A 21712-nucleotide genomic window follows, 5' to 3' on the forward strand; every position below is an offset into this window, starting at 1 on the left:
GAACATACTTTCTACCTGCACTTGAAAGAAACCGAATTTCGTTTTAATCATCGCCGTGATAATCTCTATCATGAAATTCTTAAATTGTTACGTTTAAACCCGCTTTAACTTCCTAAGACCCAAAATTTATTAGTCAAATTTGACAAATTCTTTTCACAACTTATGAAGACTAAATGTCATCTCATGTAATTCAGGTTTGATTTATTGTACTTTAGCGACATGTTTCCGTGAGTTTCCTTCTCTTGCGAGCTTTCCTTCGCGCATAAGCAAACCGATAATACTATATGAGAGATAATCCTTCGAACCACCACCATAGTCACTCTTTAGGCCTAAAAGGCTTGCAGCATCAGAATTTGAGATTCCTGATTGATTCGCTTTAGCAAATTCGAGAATCGCATCTTTTAATAATGAGAGTCCGATTTGAGCTTTTTCTTGTGCGCCGTGAGGTACAACGATAGAAGTTCTCACTTTTCCGGATAACCCGGAAGGAATGATTACATTTGTAAGAAAACCGCCTGTATCAATTGTGCCAAATGCGGATATCAATTCAGCTTCGAGCTTAATTGATTGCGCTTCACTGACTGAATCAACCAATATCGTAACAAGAACCTGAGCGCCTTGGTCCATAATTTCTTGGATTAATTTACCTTTCCGAGAGTTATCAGGTTTTACCAGGTGATCATAGGCTCTTACACCAGTTCCTTTCCCAATGTAAAAAGGCTTGGCTGGTGAAGAACGCGGATCTTTTAAAGCATAGACGTAATAGGAGGTTTCTATCATTGGGAGGATTTAAGGATTAAACAAAGTCGATTTTTCTATTTATGATGATATTGTAAAAATCTTTTACTGTTTTCCCATTAATCTCTTATCCAGTGTCAGCAATTCAAGCTGATGGTGCTGAGCTGTTGCAGAGATAATTGAATCGGGTAATTTCATTTGTTGATTGCGCCTGATTTCGATCGCTCTGTTTTCAATGCCAATTACGATAGGTAAGTGGGTCATCCGAGTCAGTAAGGATTCGATGGTTTTAATATCCGCAGGCGTTATCGCGGGATAGCTCAATAACTCCATACGAGTTATTGAGCTATAAGCACACTCGTCGATTTTAACCTGCTTGGATTTTAATAAATCCAAAACCACCGGATTGCGTTGATACAGTCCGATAATAATATTCGTGTCAAGCAAATACTTAATGCCACTCATCGCGTAACTGCATTTGCATATCCAGTGGATTTTGATATTTGAAGCATGTTACCTCAGGCAGATCGTTGATAATTTCAATCAACAATCCGGATTCCTGCTTTCGCTGGATATATTCATTGACCAACCGGGTAACAATTTCATCCGGTGAACTATGTTCCTGTTTGGCTAGCGTTTCTAATTTCGCTTCCAATTTTGGGTCTATCGTCAGCATAAAATACCTTTTACTTAACTTTTATCAGCATCTGTAATCATTTTCGCATGCTTACGTTCAAGTATCCGTTGTGTTATCACGAAGTCATGGATCAATAATGAGTGTAGCGCTCATGCGGTATCTACGGTGCAGTTCGATTTAATCGCTACGTTTCGTTACTTCCACTAAGTGATACCCAAACTGTGTTTTAACCGGACCTTGCACTTCACCGACCGGTGCGCTGAACACGACAGTGTCGAATTCCTTCACCATTTGACCGCGGCCGAATTCACCTAAGTCGCCACCTTGTTTGCCGGACGGGCAGAGTGAATGTTGTTGCGCGATTTCGGCGAAGCTGGCGCCGTTCTCGATTTCGCTTTTCAAGCTGTTACATTGTTCTTCGGTTTTGACCAAGATATGACGTGCGCTGGCTCGTGCCATAAGATTCTCTCCTGTATTTATCAAAAATAATTTTTAGTACGTGATACATTTAAGCACAGATTGGCGTGCTGATTGAAGCATTGTGCCATTTTTATGTGATGAGGGTTTGATGAAAATTCTGTGTGGTAGTGGTGCGAATGCTTGAGTTAATGAATGTCAATAAGGCGTATGCCGAAGGGCGGAAAGTGCTGACCGGTTTAAGTTATACGCTGGAAGCGGGCGAGTACGTCGCGATCATGGGTGAGTCGGGTGTGGGTAAATCGACGTTGCTAAATCTGATCGCCGGGTTGGATACGCCGGATTCGGGCGAGATCCGCATTAATGGCGTGGCGATTTCATCGCTGGATGACGACGCGGCGACGCGATTGCGGCGCGAGCAATTCGGTTTTATTTTTCAGGCGTTTCATGTGCTGCCGCACCTGACCGTGTCGCAGAATATTGCCTTGCCGCTATTGCTGAACGGTGCGCCAACGGAGCGCGTGACACAAATGCTGGCGGATGTGGGGTTGCATGATCGCGGGCATCATTTTCCCCGCCAGTTGTCCGGTGGTGAGCTGCAACGCGTGGCGATTGCACGGGCGCTGGTGCATCGGCCCAAATTGGTGCTGGCGGACGAACCGACCGGTAACCTCGATCCCGATACGGCGCATGAGATTCTCCAATTAATGCGCACCGAAATCAAAGCCAATGGGGCTACCGGTATTCTCGTGACGCATTCGCATGCCGCCGCGGCGACAGCGGACCGGGTGTTGGATCTGACCAAGGATGGCTTGCATCCAGCCAAACCCGGCGCGCGCGTATGAACACGGCGACGTTATCGCGCTGGCTGTTGTTTGGTGAGTGGCGCGCGCACCTGGTGCAAGTGACCGTGGCGTTGATTGCCATCGCGACCGGCGTGGCCATGGCGTTTTCCATTCATTTGATCAATACCGCGGCATTCAATGAATTTTCTGCGGCCAGTAAAAGTTTGTCCGGGCAATCGGATTTGCAGGTGCGCGGGCGCAAGGCGTTCTTTGACGAAGCGTTATACCCCGTGCTGGCGCGGCATGACGGTGTCGCAGTGGCGAATCCGGTGCTGGAATTCGATGTGGCGATCCCCGGTAAGCAGCAAAACAGAAACGATCACAAACTGAAAATCATCGGCATCGACATGTTCCGGGCGATGCGGATTTCACCCGATCTACTCGGATTGGTTGAAGAGGGGAAAACCCTGGACCGGTTGGCGGACGATGCAATTTTTCTTTCACCTGCGGCAATGGAATGGTTACAGGTTGAACAAGGCGACTCGCTGCAATTGAATGCCGGATTGCAAGCCGTTACGTTGCGTGTGGCGGGTGGCTTGGTGCGCGCAAGAGCGGGGCAGCGCATTGCAGTGATGGATATCGGCGCGGCGCAGTGGCGCTTCCAGCAGCTTGGCGTGTTGTCGCGCATCGAACTGAAACTGAGCGATGGCATCAATCATGCGGCATTTAAAGCCAAACTGGCGGAGGAGTTAGGCGAAGCGTATTGGGTGACCGAGGCGGTCGATCAGGAAAAGCGCATTGCCAATATGTCGCGCGCCTATCGTATCAATTTGAACATGCTGGCGCTGGTGGCGTTGTTTACCGGTACCTTTCTGGTTTTTTCCACGCAAGTGCTGTCGGTCATCCGGCGGCGGCAGCAATTCGCGTTGCTGCGCGTGCTGGGTTTTACGCGGCAGCAACTGTTGCGGCAGATCATGACCGAAGGCGGGATTCTGGGGGTGAGCGGTTCGTTGCTGGGCTTGGTGCTGGGTTATGCGGTTGCGGTACTGGCGATCCGGTTGCTGGGTGGCGATTTGGGCACTAATTTCTTTCCGGGTGTCAAACCGGGCATTCATTTCGATCCCTGGGATGCTGGGATATTTTTCGCAGTGGGCTTGGGCGTGACGCTGCTGGGGAGCATCATTCCGGCATTGGAGGCGGCGCGGGCCAAACCGGCATTGGCATTGCGCTCCGGTAGTGAAGATACGGCGATGGCGAAATTGTCCCCGCCGTGGTTTGCGCTGATCTGTTTGTCAATCTCGGCATTATTTACACAATTGCCACCGGTTTTCGAGCTGCCGATTTTCGGTTATCTGGCCATTGTATTGTTGCTGATTGGCGGCATTGCGTTAATGCCGCGTTTGACCGCAGGGTTCTTTTCAGCAGTGCTGGCCAAATGGCAACACCATCGGAGCGGCGCTGTGTCTACACTGGCATTGGCGCGCTTGGCGAATGCGCCGAATCAGGCCGCCATTGCGCTGGGTGGCATATTGGCGAGTTTCAGCCTGATGGTCGCGATGGCGATCATGGTGACGAGTTTTCGTATCTCGATCGATAACTGGCTGGGGCGCGTGTTACCGGCTGATTTATATGTGCGTGCCGCAGCCAGCGGCGATTTGCAAACGGATGCGCAAAAGGCGATCGCCGATCTACCCGGTTTCGACCGGGTGGATTTTTTCCGCACCCAGCAATTGACACTCGATGCCAATCGGCCGGAAATCACGCTGTTCGCTCGTCCTGTCGATAAAGCGGATGCGCGCAATACATTGCCGTTGACGGACGATATGATCGCTTCGGAGTCGTTGCCGCAAAATGTCATGCCGGTCTGGGTGTCGGAAGCGATGGTCGACCTATATGGTTACCGGGTAGGGGAGCGAGTAACGTTGCCGATCGGCACGGCATCCAACGAATTTTTGGTTGCCGGGGTATGGCGCGACTATGGCCGTCAATTTGGCGCGATTCAGATGCAATTGGCGGATTATCAAGCGTTGACCGGCGATTTGGGTGTCAATACCGTGGCCCTATGGTTGCAACCGGGGGTAAGCCTGGATGCGGCTACTGCCGGATTGCGCCAACTGCCGTTCGGTGCCGCGTTGGAGATATCGAGATCGAGCGATATGCGCGCGTTAAGCCTGGAAATTTTTGACCGCAGCTTTGCCGTGACGTATTTGCTGGAATTGGTCGCGGTGGTGATTGGTTTGCTCGGGGTGGCAGCGAGTTTTTCCGCGCAGACACTGGCGCGTGTCAAGGAATTCGGCATGCTGCGGCATATCGGCGTGATGCGCCGGCAGATTCTGGTGATGCTGGCGGCGGAAGGCGGTTTATTGACCGCGCTCGGCATGGTGCTGGGTTTTCTATTGGGCTGGAGCATCAGCCTGATTCTGGTTTTTATCGTCAACCCGCAATCGTTCCATTGGACCATGCAGTTGCATCTGCCGTGGAATTGGCTCGCGCTGATTGCGGTAATCATGCTGGTTGCAGCGGCATTGACGGCATTGCTGGCCGGGCGGCGAGCGATTTCCGGCGAAGTGATACGTGCGGTGCGGGAGGATTGGTAATGAAACAAAACAAGTGGAGTGGTGCAAGCGTTGTGATCGCCGTGGGGCTGCTGTTTCTTAGTTTACTGGGAACAGCGGCGCTGGCAGAATCGGATCGGTTAAAACCGGTTACGCCCGGTTATAAATTGGTTTTTCCGCAGGATTACGGCGCGCATCAGGATTTTCGCATCGAATGGTGGTACATCACCGGCTGGCTGGAGACTGAAGATAAGAAGCCATTGGGGTTTCAGGTTACCTTTTTCCGTTATGCGACCGGCCACAATCAGGATAATCCCAGCCAGTTTGCAGCGAAGTATTTGATCATCGCGCATTTGGCGTTATCCGATCCTGCCGCGGGTAAGCTGATGCACGAAGAAAAGTCGTTGCGGGAAGGTTTCAATCTGGCTTATGCCAAAGAAGGCAATACCGATGTGAAACTGGACGATTGGACGCTGGTACGCGAGGAGGATGGGCGTTATCAGGTGGAGATGCAAGGCAGCGATATCGGTTTGCGCTTAACGCTGACCCCGGCGCAGATGGCGATGCTGCAAGATCAAAACGGTTTCTCGCGTAAGGGTCCGAAACCGGAACAGGCGAGTTATTACTATAGCGAGCCGCATCTAAGCGTGACCGGTACTGTCTTCCGCGATAACAAACCGGTTACGGTGAGTGGCCGTGCCTGGCTGGATCATGAGTGGTCAACCGCCTATCTGGATCCCGAAGCGGATGGCTGGGATTGGACGGGCGCTAATCTGGACGATGGCTCAGCGTTGATGGCTTTTCAAATACGCCGCAAAGGCGGGGGTAAGGTATGGGCGTATGCGGCATTGCGCGATCCTTCCGGTAATATGCGATTGTTTGAACCGGAGCAAGTAGAATTTACCCCGATTCGCACTTGGCAATCGCCGCATACGGAGGCGGTTTATCCGGTTGCAATGCATATCCGCACCGGCGAGATCGAATGGCGGCTTACGCCTTTGCTGGATGATCAGGAACTGGATTCGCGTCAATCTACCGGTTCGGTTTACTGGGAAGGTGCGGTAACGCTGACTAAAGACAATCAGCCCGCCGGAAAGGGCTATCTTGAGTTAACCGGCTACGTGAAACCTTTAGCATTATGAAAATGATTTTTATCCCGGAAAATATTGATTCAATGAATCGAAATAGCCTGAAAACACAGGGCGAATCAGTAGTTAGAGTGCGCGATATTTTGCCGGATTGCATGGATTCTTATAGTAAAAATAGGGCATACTCGATTTCAATACTTTCATTGTTGTTAAATGTGAGTTAGAATTTGTGCACGCAGTGATCTTAATGGTGCAAGATGATTGCGAATAGTTTACTCGGTTCTATAAAGAAAGGATTGCTGTCACAGTGAATCTAAGGAACAGAGATAAAGTAAAACGGTTATAAAGTTTTGTAATCGTATATAGAGGAACCGGTCACTGATCGGTTTTAATTCTTAATCAAAGGAGATTGTTATGGCCGAAATCAACAGAAGAGAAACAGATGCGCAAGTTTTAAGATTATTCTTCATTTCAACAGCTGTTTTCCTCGTTATCGGGGCAATTGTTTACGGCGTATTCTAGACTGAAATACTCACTAATGTCCTTTTGAGGCTTAAGTTTTACTAAAAAACTTATCCCATCACAGTAAGTGATAAATAGGACAGAGTCAGTCAATTATTCCCAAAAAAATGCCCATCTGACGGAGAATCCGGTAGATGGGTATTTTTTATTGCAGTCGATGAAATGAGTGTGTGTTGTAACGGCCTATGCAAGATTGCTATATTCCGTGCCAGTTAAGTAATTGTTGATTGTATAGATTTCCTCAGTCTTAACCTCATACTGTCAGGTTTTTACCCTTTGGAAGCTTGATGGTTCATTTCTCGAATGAAGTCTTGTTCATGCATGGGTAGATAGAAGAAATAACCCTGTATAAAATCGCAGCCATACTGTTTCAGCTCCGTCAGTTGTACCTCGGTTTCAACCCCCTCCACAATCAGCTTCAGTCCTAAAGAATGTCCCAATCCAATGATTGTGCGAATCAGCACTTGTTTTTCATGTCGGCTTTCTAGATCATCAACGAACGACTTGCTGATTTTTAATAAGTTGATGGGTAACTGAATCAATTGCGATAACGAAGAGTATCCGGTGCCAAAATCATCGATGGCAATTTGTAGACCGAGATCTGCCAGCTGATGAAAGATTATTGAATTCGATTCAACATCCGGCATTAGCGCGGCTTCGGTTAACTCAACCACAATCCCGGCGGGATTGGCCCCCGTTTCTTGCAGGATAGCCGAGAAACTATTTAGTAATTGCTTATGGTTGAGCTGCCGGGCTGATAGATTGATCGATACGTAAGGTGCCTGATCTTTCCAGCGCCGTTGCCAATCCGCCTGTGCTTTGCAACCTTCACGAAAAACCCAATCGCCGATGGAAAAAACCATTCCGTTCATTTCCGCAACCGGGATGAAAATTTCCGGCGATATGGATTTTCCATTCAAATTCCAGCGCAGCAGCAATTCTGCGCCGACGATTTGCTCGGTATCCGGTGTAATAATCGGTTGGTAAACTGCCGAAAGTTCGTTGTGTTCGAGTGCTCGCCGAAATCCTTGGCCGATTAAATTTTTTTGATGTGCTTTTTTTTGTAACTGATCATTAAAGAATTGCCATCCACCCCGGCCTTTTTGTTTCATCTCGTACATAGCCGTATCCGCCGAGCGCATCATTTCGTCCGCTGAGTATTGCTGGCCATGGCCGATAATTATGCCGATACTTGCCGTTATCGACAGACTCGGATCCTGACAGGTGATGTTCTCCTTCAAAGCATCATTAATGCGCGTTGCTAAATTTGCAATCAACTCCGGTTTTTCAATTTGTTCGCATAATACGATGAATTCGTCGCCGGATAGTCTGCCCACGGTGTCATCCGGGCGGATTTGAGCCAACAGACGGTCAGCGATTATTTTTAATACCTCATCGCCGGTTATGTGACCGTAGGTATCATTGATCAGTTTGAAACCATCCAGATCAATAAACAGTAACGCGACATTCAGTTTGTTTCGCATGGAGCGTTGCAGCGCGTTATTTAGCCGTTCATGGATCAATTTTCGGTTGGGTAAACCGGTCAACGCATCATGTGTCGATTGCCGGATTAATTCCTGCACTTGGTGCTTACGCTGCGTGATATCGAGCATGTTGACTACCAATATCCATTGGCCGCCGCTATGAAATTTGGCGATTCCTGCTTCGAGCTCGATCAACGCGCCATCCTTGCGATAGCCGATGACTGAATCGCGTTGACCCATGCGGCGGTGTGTTTCGCCGCCGGTGACAAATTGTTTCAGTGCATCAACATGCCGTTCGCGATACCGCGGTGGTAACAGGAGATGTACCGGCATGCCGGCTAATTCTTCCGCGGTATAGCAAAATAATTCGCAAGCACTGCGATTGGCCTCGAGAATGATGCCTTCTTCGTCGGTGACAATAATAATCAGATCGACTAAAGATAAAATCTTTTGTGCTGCGTCATTGATTACTTGTTTGTGCGTCATGGCCGTATTCGCCGTGACTGGATGGGATGCCGGGAATGTTCCGGCGTAACTTGCTGGATACGTACAGAATTCTCAATATAGCTGCACATATTGTTTGCGCTCAATAGGCTTGATGAACGCACCGGTGCAATGGCGGCACCATCAATACTTGCCGCTCCGTTTATAGCGGGGGGCATTGAACCAAACCGTACTGGTTCGATAACTACTTTCATAAAATCCCGTTTTGTTATAGTTATTGGGATAAAGCAATAAGTATTTGGAATATGAAATAGAAGAAATATCCTGCAACAATAGTAGGAATTTTACTATAATCCTGGTACTTATGAAAGATCTCTAATGATTCACAGCAGGATGCGGATTGATTATTTTTAATCCACGACATCAAATCCGGCATCAATGATAGTTTCTTTGAGTTGATTCAGACTGGTGTTTTCAGGATCGAATTGAATGATGGCTTGCGCGGGATCAAGCGTAACTTCCAGCTGAACGATTCCCGGCACATTCCTGAGGACATTTTTGATGCTATTGACACAGCCCATACAGGTCATGCCTTTTATTTTAATGGTGGCGGTTTGCATTACGGCGACTCCCTAACAATGATTTTATTTTTAATGATTGGCTTGCCAGCGTTTTAGTAACAATGAATTACTGACGACCGATACCGAACTCATGGCCATGGCGGCACCGGCGATGACCGGGTTGAGCATGCCCATTGCGGCTAAGGGGATGCCCAGGATATTGTAGACAAAAGCAAAGAACAAATTCTGGCGGATTTTCTTGAGCGTGGCACGCGATAAGGAAATGGCATCGGCAACGCTCATCAAATCATTGCGTATCAAAGTGATATCTGCCGCTTCAATCGCGACATCCGAACCGGCGCCGATGGCGAAACTGACATCCGCGGCAGCTAAGGCTGGCGCATCGTTGATACCGTCACCGACCATCGCGGTAAACTGGCCGCTGTTTTTCATTTTTAACACTTCAGCCGCTTTATCCTGTGGCAAAACTTCGGCATGGTATTGTGTAATGCCGGTACGTTTGGCAATCGCTGCCGCAGTCACGGCGTTATCACCGGTTAACATGATCACTTCAATGCCCATGGATTGCAGTTGTTTGATTGCTTTGATGGATGTATCCCGCAGGCGGTCCGCGATGGCCAGGTAGCCGAGCAGCTGAGGTACATTGCCAGCCGTGGATGCAACACCGATAACGGTTTTTCCTTCCGCTTGCAACGCCGTGATTTGTTGCTCATCCACAGCGATATCGTGCTGTGTCAAAAATTTGGGCGAACCGAGCAGGTATTGAACGCCATTCATGCGAGCGGTGATACCGCTGCCGGCAATGGCCGAAAAATCTTCAATGGCGTGCAGCGATAACTGTTGTTTCTGTGCGTGATCCAGAACCGCCCGCGCCAGCGGGTGTTCGGATCCTTGTTCCAGGGAAGCGGCGATGTGCAGCAGTTCTTGTGCACTCAATGATCCCGCCGGAACAATATCGGTGACCTCCGGTTGCCCTTCGGTCAATGTGCCGGTTTTGTCGACAATCAGCGTTTGGATTTTCTCCGCGTGTTCCAAAGCCGCTGCATTTTTCACCAGTACCCCGGACTGCGCGCCGCGTCCGGTGCCGACCATAATGGCAGTCGGCGTGGCGAGTCCCAATGCGCACGGACAAGCGATGACTAGCACGGCAACGGCGTTGATCAGCGCGGTAACAAATTCGTGAGTGAGCCACCAAGTGATTCCCAGAGTCAGAATGCTGATAATCACGACGACCGGAACGAAAATTCCCGAAATCGTATCCGCCATGCGTTGGATGGGTGCTTTCGAACCTTGCGCTTCTTCGACCAGATGGATAATCGCGGCGAGCTGCGTATGCGCACCCACACTGGTGGCGCGGCATTTGAGCAAACCTTGCTGATTCAGCGTGGCGGCAAACACTTTGGCACCGGCTTGCTTGCTGACGGGCAAGCTTTCACCGGTCAGCATGGATTCGTTGACACTCGATGCGCCTTCAATGACGACGCCGTCGACCGGCAAATTTTCACCCGGACGCACGATAAAAATATCGTGGACTTGCAGGCTGCTGGCCGGTACTTCGAGAATCTCACCATTGCGTTCGATACGGGCTGTTTTAGGTTGCAGCCTGATCAAAGCTTCGATCGCCGCGGAAGTTTTTCCTTTGGCGCGCGCTTCCATCAATTTACCGAGTAGAACAAGCGTAATGATGGCCGCGCTGGCTTCAAAATAAACATGCTGATCCAATGCAAATGCGGTGACTGCAGCACTGAAGAAATACGCCATGCTGGTGCCTAACGCTACCAGCACATCCATATTGGCGCCGCCGCCTCGCAGGGAATGCCATGCGCCGGTGTAGAAACGGCGTCCGATCCAGAATTGCACCGGCGTAGCCAGCACCCATTGCAGCCAGCGCGGCAGCATGTCCATGTCGTGACCGGTAAACATGGCGCCCATTTGCAGCACCAGTGGTAGTGTGAACGTTGCTGAAATCCAGAATAACCGCAATTCGGCCTGGTAAGCGGCGCGCCGCCGCGCTTTTTCTTCAGCATGACCGGATTCGCTGATTTCAGTGGCGTCATATCCGGCATTGATGACAGCTTCAATCAAATGACCGGTCGTTACTTCGCCTGGCATGAAATTGACCTTGGCAGTTTCGGTTGCGATATTGACAGTCGCCGTGACGCCGGGCAACTTGTTCAGCGCTTTTTCGATATGACCGGCGCAAGCGGCGCAGGTCATTTTGTGGAGCTGCAGTTGCACGGTACGCGGTGCAATGTGAAAACCGGCTTTCTCGATGGTCTTAATCAGCGTTTCCGTGTTCACTTGATTTGCGTCGAAATTCACATGCGCTTTTTCATTGGCGAAATTGACGGCGGCTTCCACACCCGGCAGCTTATTCAGGTTTTTTTCGATACGCGCGGCACAGGCTGCGCATGTCATGCCTTCAACCGGTAGTTCAATGTGTTTGAGGGATGGGGAATTCACAAGTATTTTCCAATGGATGCCGGATGAGTACCGTTATTGGCGGTCAGGCACCAGCATGCCATCAACCAGTCTGACTCGATCGCCTTGATGGAAATTCGCCGCATCCGGGAGTGCGATGATAGCTTGCCTGCCGTCGTTCATGGTGATGCCGACCTGATATTGATCGTGCGGCTGCGGTGTGTTTCCCGCATGAGCGCCATCCACGGCATCGGGATAGTTTGTGCCGGGCGGATACGGATTCTGGCGGATAACCTCCCGGGCGACAGTTCCGGCGACGATCCCGCCTGCAATGGCATTCAGGCCAGGGCCTTGTCCGATTCTATTGATGGAATTGATAACGCCGCAGTTGATACACCCTGCTGTTGATGGATGCCGGGGTATGACGCCGGCATCGGTGCTTTTGATACTAACGCTGTTGCGGGGTGCGCCAATGGCGGTGCCAATGCGATGAATGGTTCTGGGCGGCCGGTTGACATCAGGTGGAGTTTCCGGCGGTTGGGTGGCCGGATATTGGGACTGCAACTGCGGATGGTTTTGTTCCGTAGCGGTTGATTGTGCGAATGCAATAGCCGGAGCACAGACACTGAAAATGATGGCTGATCCTATCAACCCTTTTATGGCATTCAAAACGGAACGGCTAGTCAACATCGGGAATCTCCTTGCAGTCAATTGCTGTAACGAATTTTTTAGATCGGGATGAATGGCGTTGGTTTCATTATAGCGATTTCCGCCGGGTTTGATGGATTCCTCGTGCGGATCCGGTCAGTCGGTTTTTTCCGGCACATCTTTTTGTGCTGAAGCATCCTGCTTAGCGGGTGTTATATCTGTTGCATCTACTTGCTGCTGTTTTTTGATCATCAATGCGGCGATGAATATGCCGAGTTCGTACAGAAGGCATAAAGGCACCGCCAGCATAAACTGCGAAACCACGTCGGGCGGGGTGAAAATGGCGGCGATGATGAATGCGCCGACAATCACATACGGGCGGATTTCCTTCAGCTTATCAATGGTGATGATGCCTGTTCTGACCAATATGATGACAAACACCGGTACTTCAAAAGTGACGCCGAAAGCGATAAACATCGATAAAACAAAACTCAGATATTTGCTGATATCGGTCATTACCGCGACACCTTCCGGCGCGAAATAGGTAATGAATTCAAACACCAGTGGCAATGCGGCGAAGTAAGCGAACGACATGCCGCAAAAGAACAACAAGCTGCTGCCGAAGACCAGCGGCAGGGCCAGGCGTTTTTCATGTGAATAAAGCCCGGGTGCGACGAAAGCCCAGATTTGATACAGCGTGTGCGGCAATGTAATGACAAAAGCCATCATCATCGCAACCTGCATCGGTACAAAGAAGGGTGTCGCCACATCGGTGGCGATCATTTGCCCGCCTTGCGGCAGTTTTTCCAGCAGCGGTTGCGCCAGCAAGGTATACAGTTCACGCGCATAAAAGGCGCAGGGCAGGAATCCCAGCATGAGCACGGCCAGGATGCGGATCATCCGGACGCGCAATTCCACTAAATGCGACAGGAACGAGCCTTCAAGCATGGTGATCGCGGTAGCGCTGGTTATATTGAATCGGCATCGATAAACACCTTGTAGTCCGCGCTAAACGGCTACTTTCTTTCCTGACTGGAACCATGTTGTGCGGTTTCATTGTTGCCAGAGACCATTGCTTGCGGCTCTTGACCGGACTGTGGCGGCAACGAACCGGGGGATGGGCTGTCTTCGGGTTTTGTATCGGTCATCGTTGTTTTCAAGCGATCAACGCCTTCGTGTACCGAGTCTTCAATCGATTGCACCGTTTCCTGCACCGAGGATTGCATTTTTTTCAGCTCCTCCATGCGCATTTCGTTATGAATATCAGTTCTGATGGCATAAACGAAGTTGCGGCAGCGGCCGTATAGGTGGCCTACTGTGCGCGCCACGGCGGGCAGACGCTCGGGTCCGATGACGATCAGTGCCACGATCGAGATAACCAGCAACTCCATAAAACTGATATCAAACATGTTGTTGCGTAGACCGAATTCAAAGTGGTGAAACGATTGATGTGAGCATGACCGGATTCTCCTGCGGAAAGAAGCTTCCTAAGTCCTGGTGTGCGCTTTTTCCTTGATTTCAGCGTCTGCTGCACTATGCGCCGCATTGGCTGTGCTGGCAGACGGTTGCGTGTTATTTTCCTTGAAGGTATTCGCGGCCGATTCCTTGCTTGCCGTCACTTCAATCACAGTTTCATTGGCTGGATTTGCGCGGGCTGAAGCAGTATCGGTTTCCGATTCTTTCATGCCTTCCTTGAACCCTTTCAGGGCTCCGCCCAAATCGCTACCGAGGTTGCGCAGTTTTTTTGTGCCAAATACCAGTACAACAATAACCAGCACGATAATCCAATGCCAGATGCTAAATGTACCCATGACTTTCTCCTGTGAGATGGAACAGTGCTGGCCTAGCCGTGGTGAATCATCCCAGGCAGACGTTCCCGGCCGCCGATGATGTGGAAATGGATATGAAATACCTCTTGTCCGCCTGCCCGTCCGGTATTGATAATCGTGCGGAAACCATCTTCGCAGCCTTGCGCTTTCGCCAGTTTAGGCGCTAATAATAGCATTTTTCCCAGTAAATCCTGATGATTATCTTGCACCTCAGCGAGTGAATCGATGTGCAGTTTGGGGATTAGCAAGAAATGCACCGGCGCGGCCGGATTGATATCGTGAAACGCGAGAATATCATCATCTTCGTACACTGCATTGGATGGGATTTCTTTGCGTGCGATTTTGCAGAATATACAATTATCCATGGCTAATCCAATTTTCGAGAGGCTTTTTCTACGATGCCGGAAACGCCTTCGCGTCTTTCCAGTTCTCGCAACACATCATCCGGCGTCAGTCCGTGGTGCGCGAGCAATATCAGGCAATGAAACCATAAATCGGCGGTTTCATAAACCACCTGATCGGTATCGCCATCTTTGGACGCCATCAACGTTTCGGCAGACTCTTCCGCGATTTTCTTGAGTATCTTGTCCTGTCCGCCATGCAATAGTTTGGCGACGTATGAGCTGTTCGCGTCGGCTGATTTGCGTGCTTCGATGGTTTCCGCCAGGCGGCGAAGAATAGTGATATCGGTCATTGGGTGTAAATTTCGTCCGGATCTTTGATAACGGGGGCTACGGTAACCCATTCAGTGCCTTCCAATTTCTGGAAGAAACAGCTGTGACGCCCGGTATGACAAGCAATTCCGCCCGTCTGTTCGATCATCAGGAGCAGCACGTCTTGGTCGCAATCCAAATAAATCTCTTTCACTTTTTGTGTGTGACCGGATTCTTCGCCCTTGTGCCATAGTTTTTTACGCGAGCGTGACCAGTATACGGCTTCACGTTTTTCTACGGTCAGTTTGAGTGCGTCGCGATTCATCCAGGCAACCATGAGAATTTTGCCGCTATCCGCTTCTTGGGCGATCACCGGTATCAATCCGTCTTCCGACCAGTTAATTTTGCTAAGCCAAGTATCAGGGGGCATACATTCAGCGATACTTCCGTTCAGTTATGATTTTTACCAATGATTCTAGCATTATAACCGCACTTCGATGCCATGCTGCGCCATATACTGCTTGGCCTGCTGCACGGTAAATTCACCATAGTGAAAGATACTGGCGGCCAATACAGCATCTGCATGTCCTTGCAAGATACCGTCAACCAGATGATCCAGATTGCCAACTCCGCCGCTGGCGATGACCGGGATATCGATCGCATCCGATATCGCGCGTGTCAAAGCAAGATCAAAACCATTCCGTGTGCCATCCCTGTCCATGCTGGTGAGTAAAATTTCACCGGCACCAAACGACTGCATTTTGATGGCCCACTCAATGGCATCGATACCGGTTGCTTTGCGTCCGCCATGGGTGAAAACTTCCCAGCGCGGCGTGGTGCCGGGTGGATTGACTTGTTTGGCATCGATTGCCACCACAATACACTGCGAACCGTAATGATCGGATGCGTCGGCGACCAGCTGAGGATTCAGAACGGCCGAGGTATTGATACTGACTTTGTCGGCACCGGCATTGAGCAAACGGCGGACATCCGTCACTTGGCGTACACCGCCGCCAACCGTTAACGGAATGAATACTTGTGTTGCTACAGCTTCAATGATGTGCAGAATCAGATCGCGATTATCCGAACTGGCGGTGATGTCGAGAAAAGTAAGTTCGTCCGCGCCTTGCTCATCATAGCGGCGCGAGATTTCCACCGGATCTCCCGCGTCGCGCAGTTCAACGAAGTTTACACCTTTAACCACACGCCCGTTGGTTACGTCCAGGCATGGAATGATACGTTTAGCGAGGCTCATCAGATTTTAAAGCCGGTTGTGAAAATGAGAAGGAGATAATGTGTGCGGTAGCGACTGTCAGTGGATCAGTATCAGGAGATGCCGTTATCTTTGCTGAGCTTGTCAGCCAATACCTGCGCTTCCTTGAAATCCAGTGAACCTTCATAAATAGCGCGCCCGGTAATGGCGCCCATGATGCCCTCCGATTCGATTTCGCACAGTTTGTGGATATCATTGATATTGGTGATACCGCCGCTGGCAATGACCGGTATGGTGAGCTGTCTGGCCAGTTCAACGGTGGCATTGATGTTGATGCCGTTCAGCATGCCATCTCTGCCGATATCCGTGTAGATAACCGCCTCTACGCCATAACTTTCAAATTTTTTTGCCAGATCGATGACGTCATGTCCGGTGATCTTGGACCAACCGTCCACCGCCACTTTACCTTCCTTGGCATCCAATCCGACCATGATCTGTCCTGGAAATGCATTGCAGGCATCTTGCAGGAATCCGGGAATTTTAATGGCTGCGGTACCGATAATGATGTACGTGATACCGTCATCGAGATAACGCTCAATCGTATCGAGATCGCGAATGCCGCCGCCCAATTGAATCGGAATCTGGTCACCCAGGGCGTCGACAATTTCACGAATTGCAGCTTCATTTCTCGGTTTTCCGGCAAATGCACCGTTTAAATCGACCAGGTGCAATCTGCGCGCGCCTTGATTCAACCAGTGCGCTGCCATTTCGCCTGGGTTTTCGGAAAATACCGTGGCATCTTCCATAACCCCTTGTTTGAGCCGGACACAATGTCCATCTTTAAGATCTATTGCAGGAATAATCAGCATAGCTTAATCAGAATTGATAGTTGATTACAGAGTCAGTTTACTACTTTTGGTTTTAGAAGTGCGGTGTCCATTTGGCAAAGTTACTTAACAGGGTTAATCCTGCCAGTTGACTCTTTTCCGGATGGAACTGTACCGCGAAAATGTTATCTTTTGCAACGGCGCAAGTAAATGGGAAAGGATAATGGCTTTGTGCCGCGATCAATGCCGTATCGGGTGTTGCGACATAATAGCTGTGCACGAAATAAAAACGTGCATCCGCCGCAATGCCTTCCCATAAAGGATGCTTGATTGCCTGGTAAACTTGATTCCAGCCCATATGCGGTACTTTTAGTTTTTGCCCGTCCGCGTTTGTCATGGCCGAAGCGGGAAAACGCACGACTTTCCCGGGCAGAATGTTTAAGCCTTTGACATTTCCTTCCTCGCTTTCTTCGAACAGCATTTGCAGACCCAGGCAGATGCCAAGAAAAGGTTTGTGCTTAGCGGCTTCGATGACGGCCTCGCGCAATCCGAGGGTTTCCAGCTCATCGATACAGTTACGCATGGCGCCTTGTCCAGGCACCACGACCCGATTGGCTTTGCGAACGATGTCAGGGTCGCTGGTGACGGTTGTTGAGACCGTTGGTGCCACATGTTCAAGCGCTTTATGGACGGAACGTAAGTTTCCCATTCCATAATCAACAATTGCGATATCAGTCATACCGTGATGTATAGAGGCAAAGTGACTTACAAAGTACCTTTGGTGGATGGAATAATCCCGGCTGCCGCGGGATCGTGCTCGATCGCCATGCGCAAGGCACGCCCGAATGCTTTAAAGACAGTTTCGGCCTGGTGATGGGCATTTCTGCCGGATAAATTGTCGATATGCAGCGTCATCAAAGCGTGATTCGTAAGGCCCTGGAAGAATTCATGAAACAGATCGACATCAAAATCACCGATGCGCGCGCGCGTGAAAGCGACATTGAAGACCAGACCCGGGCGTCCGGATAAGTCGATGACCACGCGCGATAGTGCTTCATCCAATGGCACGTAAGCATGACCATAGCGGCGCAATCCTTTTTTATCGCCCACCGCTTTGGCAAATGCCTGACCCAAAGTGATGCCGATATCTTCAACGGTATGATGGGCATCGATATGCAAGTCGCCTTTTGCGGCAATGGCGAGATCGATCATGCCATGACGCGCGATCTGATCGAGCATATGATCGAGAAACGGCACACCGGTTTCGAGTGTGGATTTACCGGTTCCGTCCAAATTCAGATTGACACTGATTTGGGTTTCCAGCGTATTTCGTATGACTTGTGCCCGGCGCATAGATGATTAATCTTGGATGAATGCAAGGAAATTTGAAAGGATTCTAAACTGTTTCACTCAGGATGGTACGTAATGCCACGCAAAATTGTGAATTTTCATCGGGGGTACCCACAGTTACACGCAAACAATTCTCTAATAATGGATGAGTACCGTCCAGGTTTTTGATCAGTATATTATGTTGTTTGAGCGCCTGAAAAATCTGGCTGGCTGCATTGACACGAAACAAAATAAAGTTAGCATCGGACGGATATACTTCAACACCGCGCATTGTACCAAGAAATGTGTTCATTTTCGTGCGTTCCGATTTGATGGCTTCGGCTTGCTGCGATAATACCGTAGTGTGATGCAATACCTTTTCAGCGATCAATTGCGTCATTATGCCAATATTATAAGGCAGACGCACCTTTTCCAGCTGTTTCAGCCATTCGGACCGACCAATCAGAAGCCCAAGCCGCAAACCGGCCAATCCTGATTTGGATAACGTGCGCATTAGCAGCAAATTCGGATATTGGCTGAGTTTATCGATAAAACTCGCGTCCGCAAAAGCATGATAAGCCTCATCGACGACGACAATACCCGAAGTGGCTTGCAGGATGCTTTCAATCGCCGTGGGATCAAATAAGTTGCCTGTCGGGTTGTTCGGGTAAGCCAGGAAAATGACTGCTGGCCGATGTTGAGCAATTGCCGCTAACATGGCATCCAGATCCAGGGAGAAATCTTTCCGTAGTGGCACTCCGGTATACTTAATATTTGCAAATGTTGCGATCATCCGGAACATCACAAATGCCGGTTCAGCGCTCATCAGCACAGCGCCGGGCTTGGCGACCGCCATTGCAATGATCTGAATGATTTCATCCGATCCGTTACCCAGTAGGATATCCATGTCATCGGCAATGCCCAGAGCCTGGTGTAACGTTGCTTTAAGCGTAGCGGCGCTGGCATCGGGATAACGATTGACAGGCGCATTCAGCGTCAATTGAGCGATTTCATCGCGGAGCGCAGACGGTAGCGGATAGGGATTTTCCATCGCATCCAGCTTGATCATGCCGGTTGCCGGAGGCACATGATAAGCGGATAACGCGAGAATTTCCGGACGGATAATGTCTTCAGGGTTATAAAAATTAGGCATAGGCGCCTATTTTAACTCAATACAGGGGTTATAGTTCAAATTGTCGCCGGGCATTTATCTACCGGCATTCAGCAGTGGTGAGTGACGATGCTTTTTTATGCCGCTAAATCTTGCGCCAATGTACGAAACTCGTTTTGACAGCCACGTATTTTTTCTTGCACTGCTTTAGCCTGTATGGCATCGATTCCCAAGCATTCCATCAGTGAAAGTGTATCGATATACGGGCAGCCGTCAGCTTGAGCCTGGTCCTGCCGCATGCGGTTAGCGATGGCGAGTAGTTTGACATAGGATGCATGTTTACCCGAGTAATCCGGAAAGTTTTGCTCGGCAACCGCAACGGCTATTTCTTCTGGCAGATCCCATGCTTTAATCAGATACATGCCGATCGTATCGTGGGTGATGCCAAAAACTTGCTGCTGCAATGTGCGTGCCTCTTGTTCCGGATAGCGGGTAACCAAATCATTCAGATAAGCAAATTCTTTGGGATACAGGTGTCCGAACAATAAATATCCAAAATTGTGAAATAACCCGCTCAAATAAATCAGTTCGCAATTGACGAGATGCTTTTCCGTCATGATCTGGCAAAGTTCGCGGCATAAGGCGGCGCATTCCAAGGTTTGATGCCAAATGCGGATACGGCCCAGTGTGCCGTGATTCGGTAGTTTGAGGCAACCGGATGAGACGATGCCCATAGCTAAATTGAGTGCGGTGTTAAAGCCGAGTACCAGTGATACGGCATGATGAACCGAATTGATCCGGTTGCCATAGCCGAAAATAGACATGCGTGCATATTTCATAATAAAAGCCGCCAGACTGGGATCTTTCTCAATGACTCCCGTCAGTTGCTCCAGATTGGCTTCCGGATTGTTGCGTAACTTGAATAGTTCACGCGCGGTTTCCGGTAGCGGGGGAATTTGCCCGGCTTGCTGCAGGATACTGCGGAAGTTTTGGCTGAATTCCAGTTTGTTAATAATCAACATTGACTCGGTCTCAAAATTTTAGTTGGCGGTATTACTGACTGCTCAATTCTTATTGCGCGCTTGATATGACAAGGGATTACTGGCAGAACTACAATGATTGCATGACAGTAAGGAAAATTTGCCCGCTAGGTGAATCGGCAGGTTTACTTTCTTCTTTACCGGAATCGCATGGTTATAATAGACGGCTCATGTCGCCAGCACTGAATCCGCTCAGCGGCTCAGAAAAGTTTTTTCCAAAAGCAATGACCTTAAATAGCTCACCCATTTCAGCCGGACTGACCAATTTCTGCACTTGGCCCGATTGAGGTAAGTAATGGCTGGTATCTTCCGCGGAAGTCTGAGCAAGAATCCCGGTGATACCGCAGTTGAGCAGAAAATAGGCTTGCGTTGTGTAACCCAGAAGCGCCAGTCCGCCACTTTGCCCGGCCTGCGTGATGGCGCTGAAATCGACATGGCTGGTTATATCTTGCAAGCCGGGGAGATAAAACGGGTCGTCATGCGCATGGTGGCGGTAATGGCACATCAGTGTACCCTGGTTGCGTTGCGGGTGATAATACTCACTGCGGCCAAAGCCGTAGTCGATGAGCAATATAACTCCTTGTTGCAGCGTGCTTGCCAGGCTGCGCATGAAATGAACGGCGGCAAGATTGATTTCGCTGACGTAGTCGATGGGTTGATTGTCCGGATTGATTTCGGGAATGAGCTGTTGGGCGATTGTCAAAAGTTCTTTGTCTTGAATCGCACGATCTTGCCATGCGAATTGATCGTTCTGCCAAGTGACGCCGCGTTCCAGCACAGTATCATCATGCCATCTGACGATGTGAGCCGGCATTGCATCCAGCACTTCATTGGCGAGTACGATACCAGTGAATTGATCGGGTAACTGTTCCAGCCATTCGATTCGATCCGCAAGATGGGGTATTTCTTGCTTAAGGCCTGATTGCTGCCGCTCGCGCAGATCGGCACTGACTTCAAGAATAAAATATTTCTCTGGCAACGCAGCGGTTTTTTCCAGTTCCAGCAAGATATCCCGCGCCAGTTTGCCTGAGCCGGCGCCAAACTCAAGAATATTAAACTGGGCAAGGTGCTGCGAAATTTGCCATAGCTGTTGCGCCAGTGTGCGGCCGAATAGCGGAGAGATTTCCGGCGCAGTGACGAAGTCTCCTGCACTGCCCAGTTTGGTTGCACCGCTGCTGTAATACCCCATTCCTGGTGCATACAATGCAAGATTCATATAATCTTCAAAAGAAATCCAATGATGGGCTGCAAGAATCTTTTCCCGGATCATTGCTTGTACCGATCGGCTATGTGCTAAAGCAATTTCACTGGGAGGTAGCATGTTTATGATCAATGATATAGGAAATAAAGTTAGAGTAGATTGTAAAGTTTATTCGTAAAATGGGCCATA

Annotated in this window: 23 protein-coding genes and 2 pseudogenes; 4 read left to right on the forward strand and 21 right to left on the reverse strand. The window is 49.6% G+C overall.

Annotated elements, in window-relative coordinates:
- Positions 1-108 (forward strand): annotated as a pseudogene (locus tag DU481_RS12280) (IS1595 family transposase); the annotation flags it as partial.
- 93 nt (positions 109-201) lie between these two features.
- Here the strand turns inward: DU481_RS12280 and DU481_RS12285 are convergent.
- From DU481_RS12285 to DU481_RS12300, 4 genes are all read right to left on the reverse strand, one after another.
- Complete coding sequence (locus DU481_RS12285) at positions 202-780, reverse strand: GIY-YIG nuclease family protein (protein ID WP_107804037.1); 579 nt, start codon at positions 778-780, stop codon at positions 202-204.
- Between the two features lie 63 nt (positions 781-843).
- The gene (locus DU481_RS12290; RefSeq protein WP_107804036.1) at positions 844-1203 is read right to left on the reverse strand and encodes a type II toxin-antitoxin system VapC family toxin; all 360 of its coding nucleotides are present in this window, start codon (positions 1201-1203) and stop codon (positions 844-846) included.
- Positions 1190-1414 carry a hypothetical protein gene (locus DU481_RS12295; RefSeq protein WP_090319068.1) on the reverse strand — a complete coding sequence of 75 codons (225 nt, stop codon included), beginning with the start codon at positions 1412-1414 and terminating at the stop codon, positions 1190-1192. The genes DU481_RS12290 and DU481_RS12295 overlap by 14 nt, the downstream gene beginning before the upstream one ends.
- Positions 1415-1552: 138 nt before the next feature.
- Positions 1553-1834, reverse strand: a complete 282-nt coding sequence (locus tag DU481_RS12300; RefSeq protein WP_090319066.1) for a peptidylprolyl isomerase — start codon at positions 1832-1834, stop codon at positions 1553-1555.
- Positions 1835-1971: 137 nt separating this feature from the next.
- Here DU481_RS12300 and DU481_RS12305 point away from each other — a divergent pair, with 137 nt between their 5' ends.
- From DU481_RS12305 to DU481_RS12315, 3 genes are read left to right on the forward strand one after another with little or no spacing between them, the layout of a single operon-like run.
- Complete coding sequence (locus DU481_RS12305) at positions 1972-2637, forward strand: ABC transporter ATP-binding protein (protein ID WP_350134912.1); 666 nt, start codon at positions 1972-1974, stop codon at positions 2635-2637.
- Complete coding sequence (locus DU481_RS12310; protein WP_350134915.1) at positions 2634-5174, forward strand: FtsX-like permease family protein; 2541 nt, start codon at positions 2634-2636, stop codon at positions 5172-5174. Before DU481_RS12305 ends, DU481_RS12310 begins: the two co-directional genes overlap by 4 nt.
- Positions 5174-6274 carry a lipocalin-like domain-containing protein gene (locus DU481_RS12315; protein WP_350134918.1) on the forward strand — a complete coding sequence of 367 codons (1101 nt, stop codon included), beginning with the start codon at positions 5174-5176 and terminating at the stop codon, positions 6272-6274. The genes DU481_RS12310 and DU481_RS12315 overlap by 1 nt, the downstream gene beginning before the upstream one ends.
- Positions 6275-7011: 737 nt before the next feature.
- Here the strand turns inward: DU481_RS12315 and DU481_RS12320 are convergent.
- The 17 genes and pseudogenes from DU481_RS12320 to DU481_RS12400 form a co-directional block, all read right to left on the reverse strand.
- Positions 7012-8712, reverse strand: coding sequence for a putative bifunctional diguanylate cyclase/phosphodiesterase (locus DU481_RS12320; RefSeq protein WP_350134920.1), 1701 nt, complete (start codon positions 8710-8712; stop codon positions 7012-7014).
- Between the two features lie 368 nt (positions 8713-9080).
- Positions 9081-9290 carry a heavy-metal-associated domain-containing protein gene (locus DU481_RS12325; RefSeq protein WP_350134923.1) on the reverse strand — a complete coding sequence of 70 codons (210 nt, stop codon included), beginning with the start codon at positions 9288-9290 and terminating at the stop codon, positions 9081-9083.
- Positions 9291-9320: 30 nt separating this feature from the next.
- Positions 9321-11714: a heavy metal translocating P-type ATPase gene (locus DU481_RS12330; RefSeq protein WP_350134926.1), complete on the reverse strand. Its 2394-nt coding sequence runs from the start codon at positions 11712-11714 to the stop codon at positions 9321-9323.
- A gap of 33 nt (positions 11715-11747) precedes the next feature.
- Positions 11748-12362 carry a hypothetical protein gene (locus DU481_RS12335; RefSeq protein WP_350134929.1) on the reverse strand — a complete coding sequence of 205 codons (615 nt, stop codon included), beginning with the start codon at positions 12360-12362 and terminating at the stop codon, positions 11748-11750.
- Between the two features lie 114 nt (positions 12363-12476).
- Positions 12477-13268: a twin-arginine translocase subunit TatC gene (tatC, locus tag DU481_RS12340; RefSeq protein WP_350134932.1), complete on the reverse strand. Its 792-nt coding sequence runs from the start codon at positions 13266-13268 to the stop codon at positions 12477-12479.
- A gap of 68 nt (positions 13269-13336) precedes the next feature.
- Positions 13337-13729, reverse strand: a complete 393-nt coding sequence (gene tatB, locus DU481_RS12345; RefSeq protein WP_350134935.1) for a Sec-independent protein translocase protein TatB — start codon at positions 13727-13729, stop codon at positions 13337-13339.
- Between the two features lie 243 nt (positions 13730-13972).
- Positions 13973-14131, reverse strand: a pseudogene (gene tatA, locus DU481_RS12350) (Sec-independent protein translocase subunit TatA); the annotation flags it as partial.
- Between the two features lie 32 nt (positions 14132-14163).
- Entirely contained in the window at positions 14164-14514 is a 351-nt protein-coding gene (locus DU481_RS12355) for a histidine triad nucleotide-binding protein (RefSeq protein WP_090319035.1), read from the reverse strand.
- A gap of 2 nt (positions 14515-14516) precedes the next feature.
- Positions 14517-14843 carry a phosphoribosyl-ATP diphosphatase gene (locus tag DU481_RS12360; protein WP_350134939.1) on the reverse strand — a complete coding sequence of 109 codons (327 nt, stop codon included), beginning with the start codon at positions 14841-14843 and terminating at the stop codon, positions 14517-14519.
- The gene (gene hisI, locus DU481_RS12365; RefSeq protein ID WP_350134942.1) at positions 14840-15232 is read right to left on the reverse strand and encodes a phosphoribosyl-AMP cyclohydrolase; all 393 of its coding nucleotides are present in this window, start codon (positions 15230-15232) and stop codon (positions 14840-14842) included. The genes DU481_RS12360 and hisI overlap by 4 nt, the downstream gene beginning before the upstream one ends.
- Before the next feature lie 51 nt (positions 15233-15283).
- Entirely contained in the window at positions 15284-16057 is a 774-nt protein-coding gene (hisF, locus tag DU481_RS12370; protein WP_350134945.1) for an imidazole glycerol phosphate synthase subunit HisF, read from the reverse strand.
- Between the two features lie 71 nt (positions 16058-16128).
- Positions 16129-16884, reverse strand: a complete 756-nt coding sequence (gene hisA / locus DU481_RS12375; protein ID WP_350134948.1) for a 1-(5-phosphoribosyl)-5-[(5-phosphoribosylamino)methylideneamino]imidazole-4-carboxamide isomerase — start codon at positions 16882-16884, stop codon at positions 16129-16131.
- Positions 16885-16936: 52 nt separating this feature from the next.
- Entirely contained in the window at positions 16937-17581 is a 645-nt protein-coding gene (gene hisH / locus DU481_RS12380; protein WP_350134951.1) for an imidazole glycerol phosphate synthase subunit HisH, read from the reverse strand.
- A gap of 26 nt (positions 17582-17607) precedes the next feature.
- Positions 17608-18195 (reverse strand): imidazoleglycerol-phosphate dehydratase HisB, encoded by a 588-nt coding sequence (gene hisB, locus DU481_RS12385; RefSeq protein ID WP_090319018.1) that lies wholly within the window; start codon positions 18193-18195, stop codon positions 17608-17610.
- A gap of 43 nt (positions 18196-18238) precedes the next feature.
- Complete coding sequence (gene hisC / locus DU481_RS12390) at positions 18239-19324, reverse strand: histidinol-phosphate transaminase (RefSeq protein ID WP_350134954.1); 1086 nt, start codon at positions 19322-19324, stop codon at positions 18239-18241.
- A gap of 95 nt (positions 19325-19419) precedes the next feature.
- Positions 19420-20304 (reverse strand): HDOD domain-containing protein, encoded by an 885-nt coding sequence (locus tag DU481_RS12395; protein WP_350134957.1) that lies wholly within the window; start codon positions 20302-20304, stop codon positions 19420-19422.
- A gap of 172 nt (positions 20305-20476) precedes the next feature.
- The gene (locus DU481_RS12400; RefSeq protein WP_350134960.1) at positions 20477-21643 is read right to left on the reverse strand and encodes a class I SAM-dependent methyltransferase; all 1167 of its coding nucleotides are present in this window, start codon (positions 21641-21643) and stop codon (positions 20477-20479) included.
- Positions 21644-21712: the final 69 nt, after the last annotated feature.

This window comes from Nitrosomonas sp. (assembly GCF_040240425.1).
Taxonomy (GTDB): domain Bacteria; phylum Pseudomonadota; class Gammaproteobacteria; order Burkholderiales; family Nitrosomonadaceae; genus Nitrosomonas.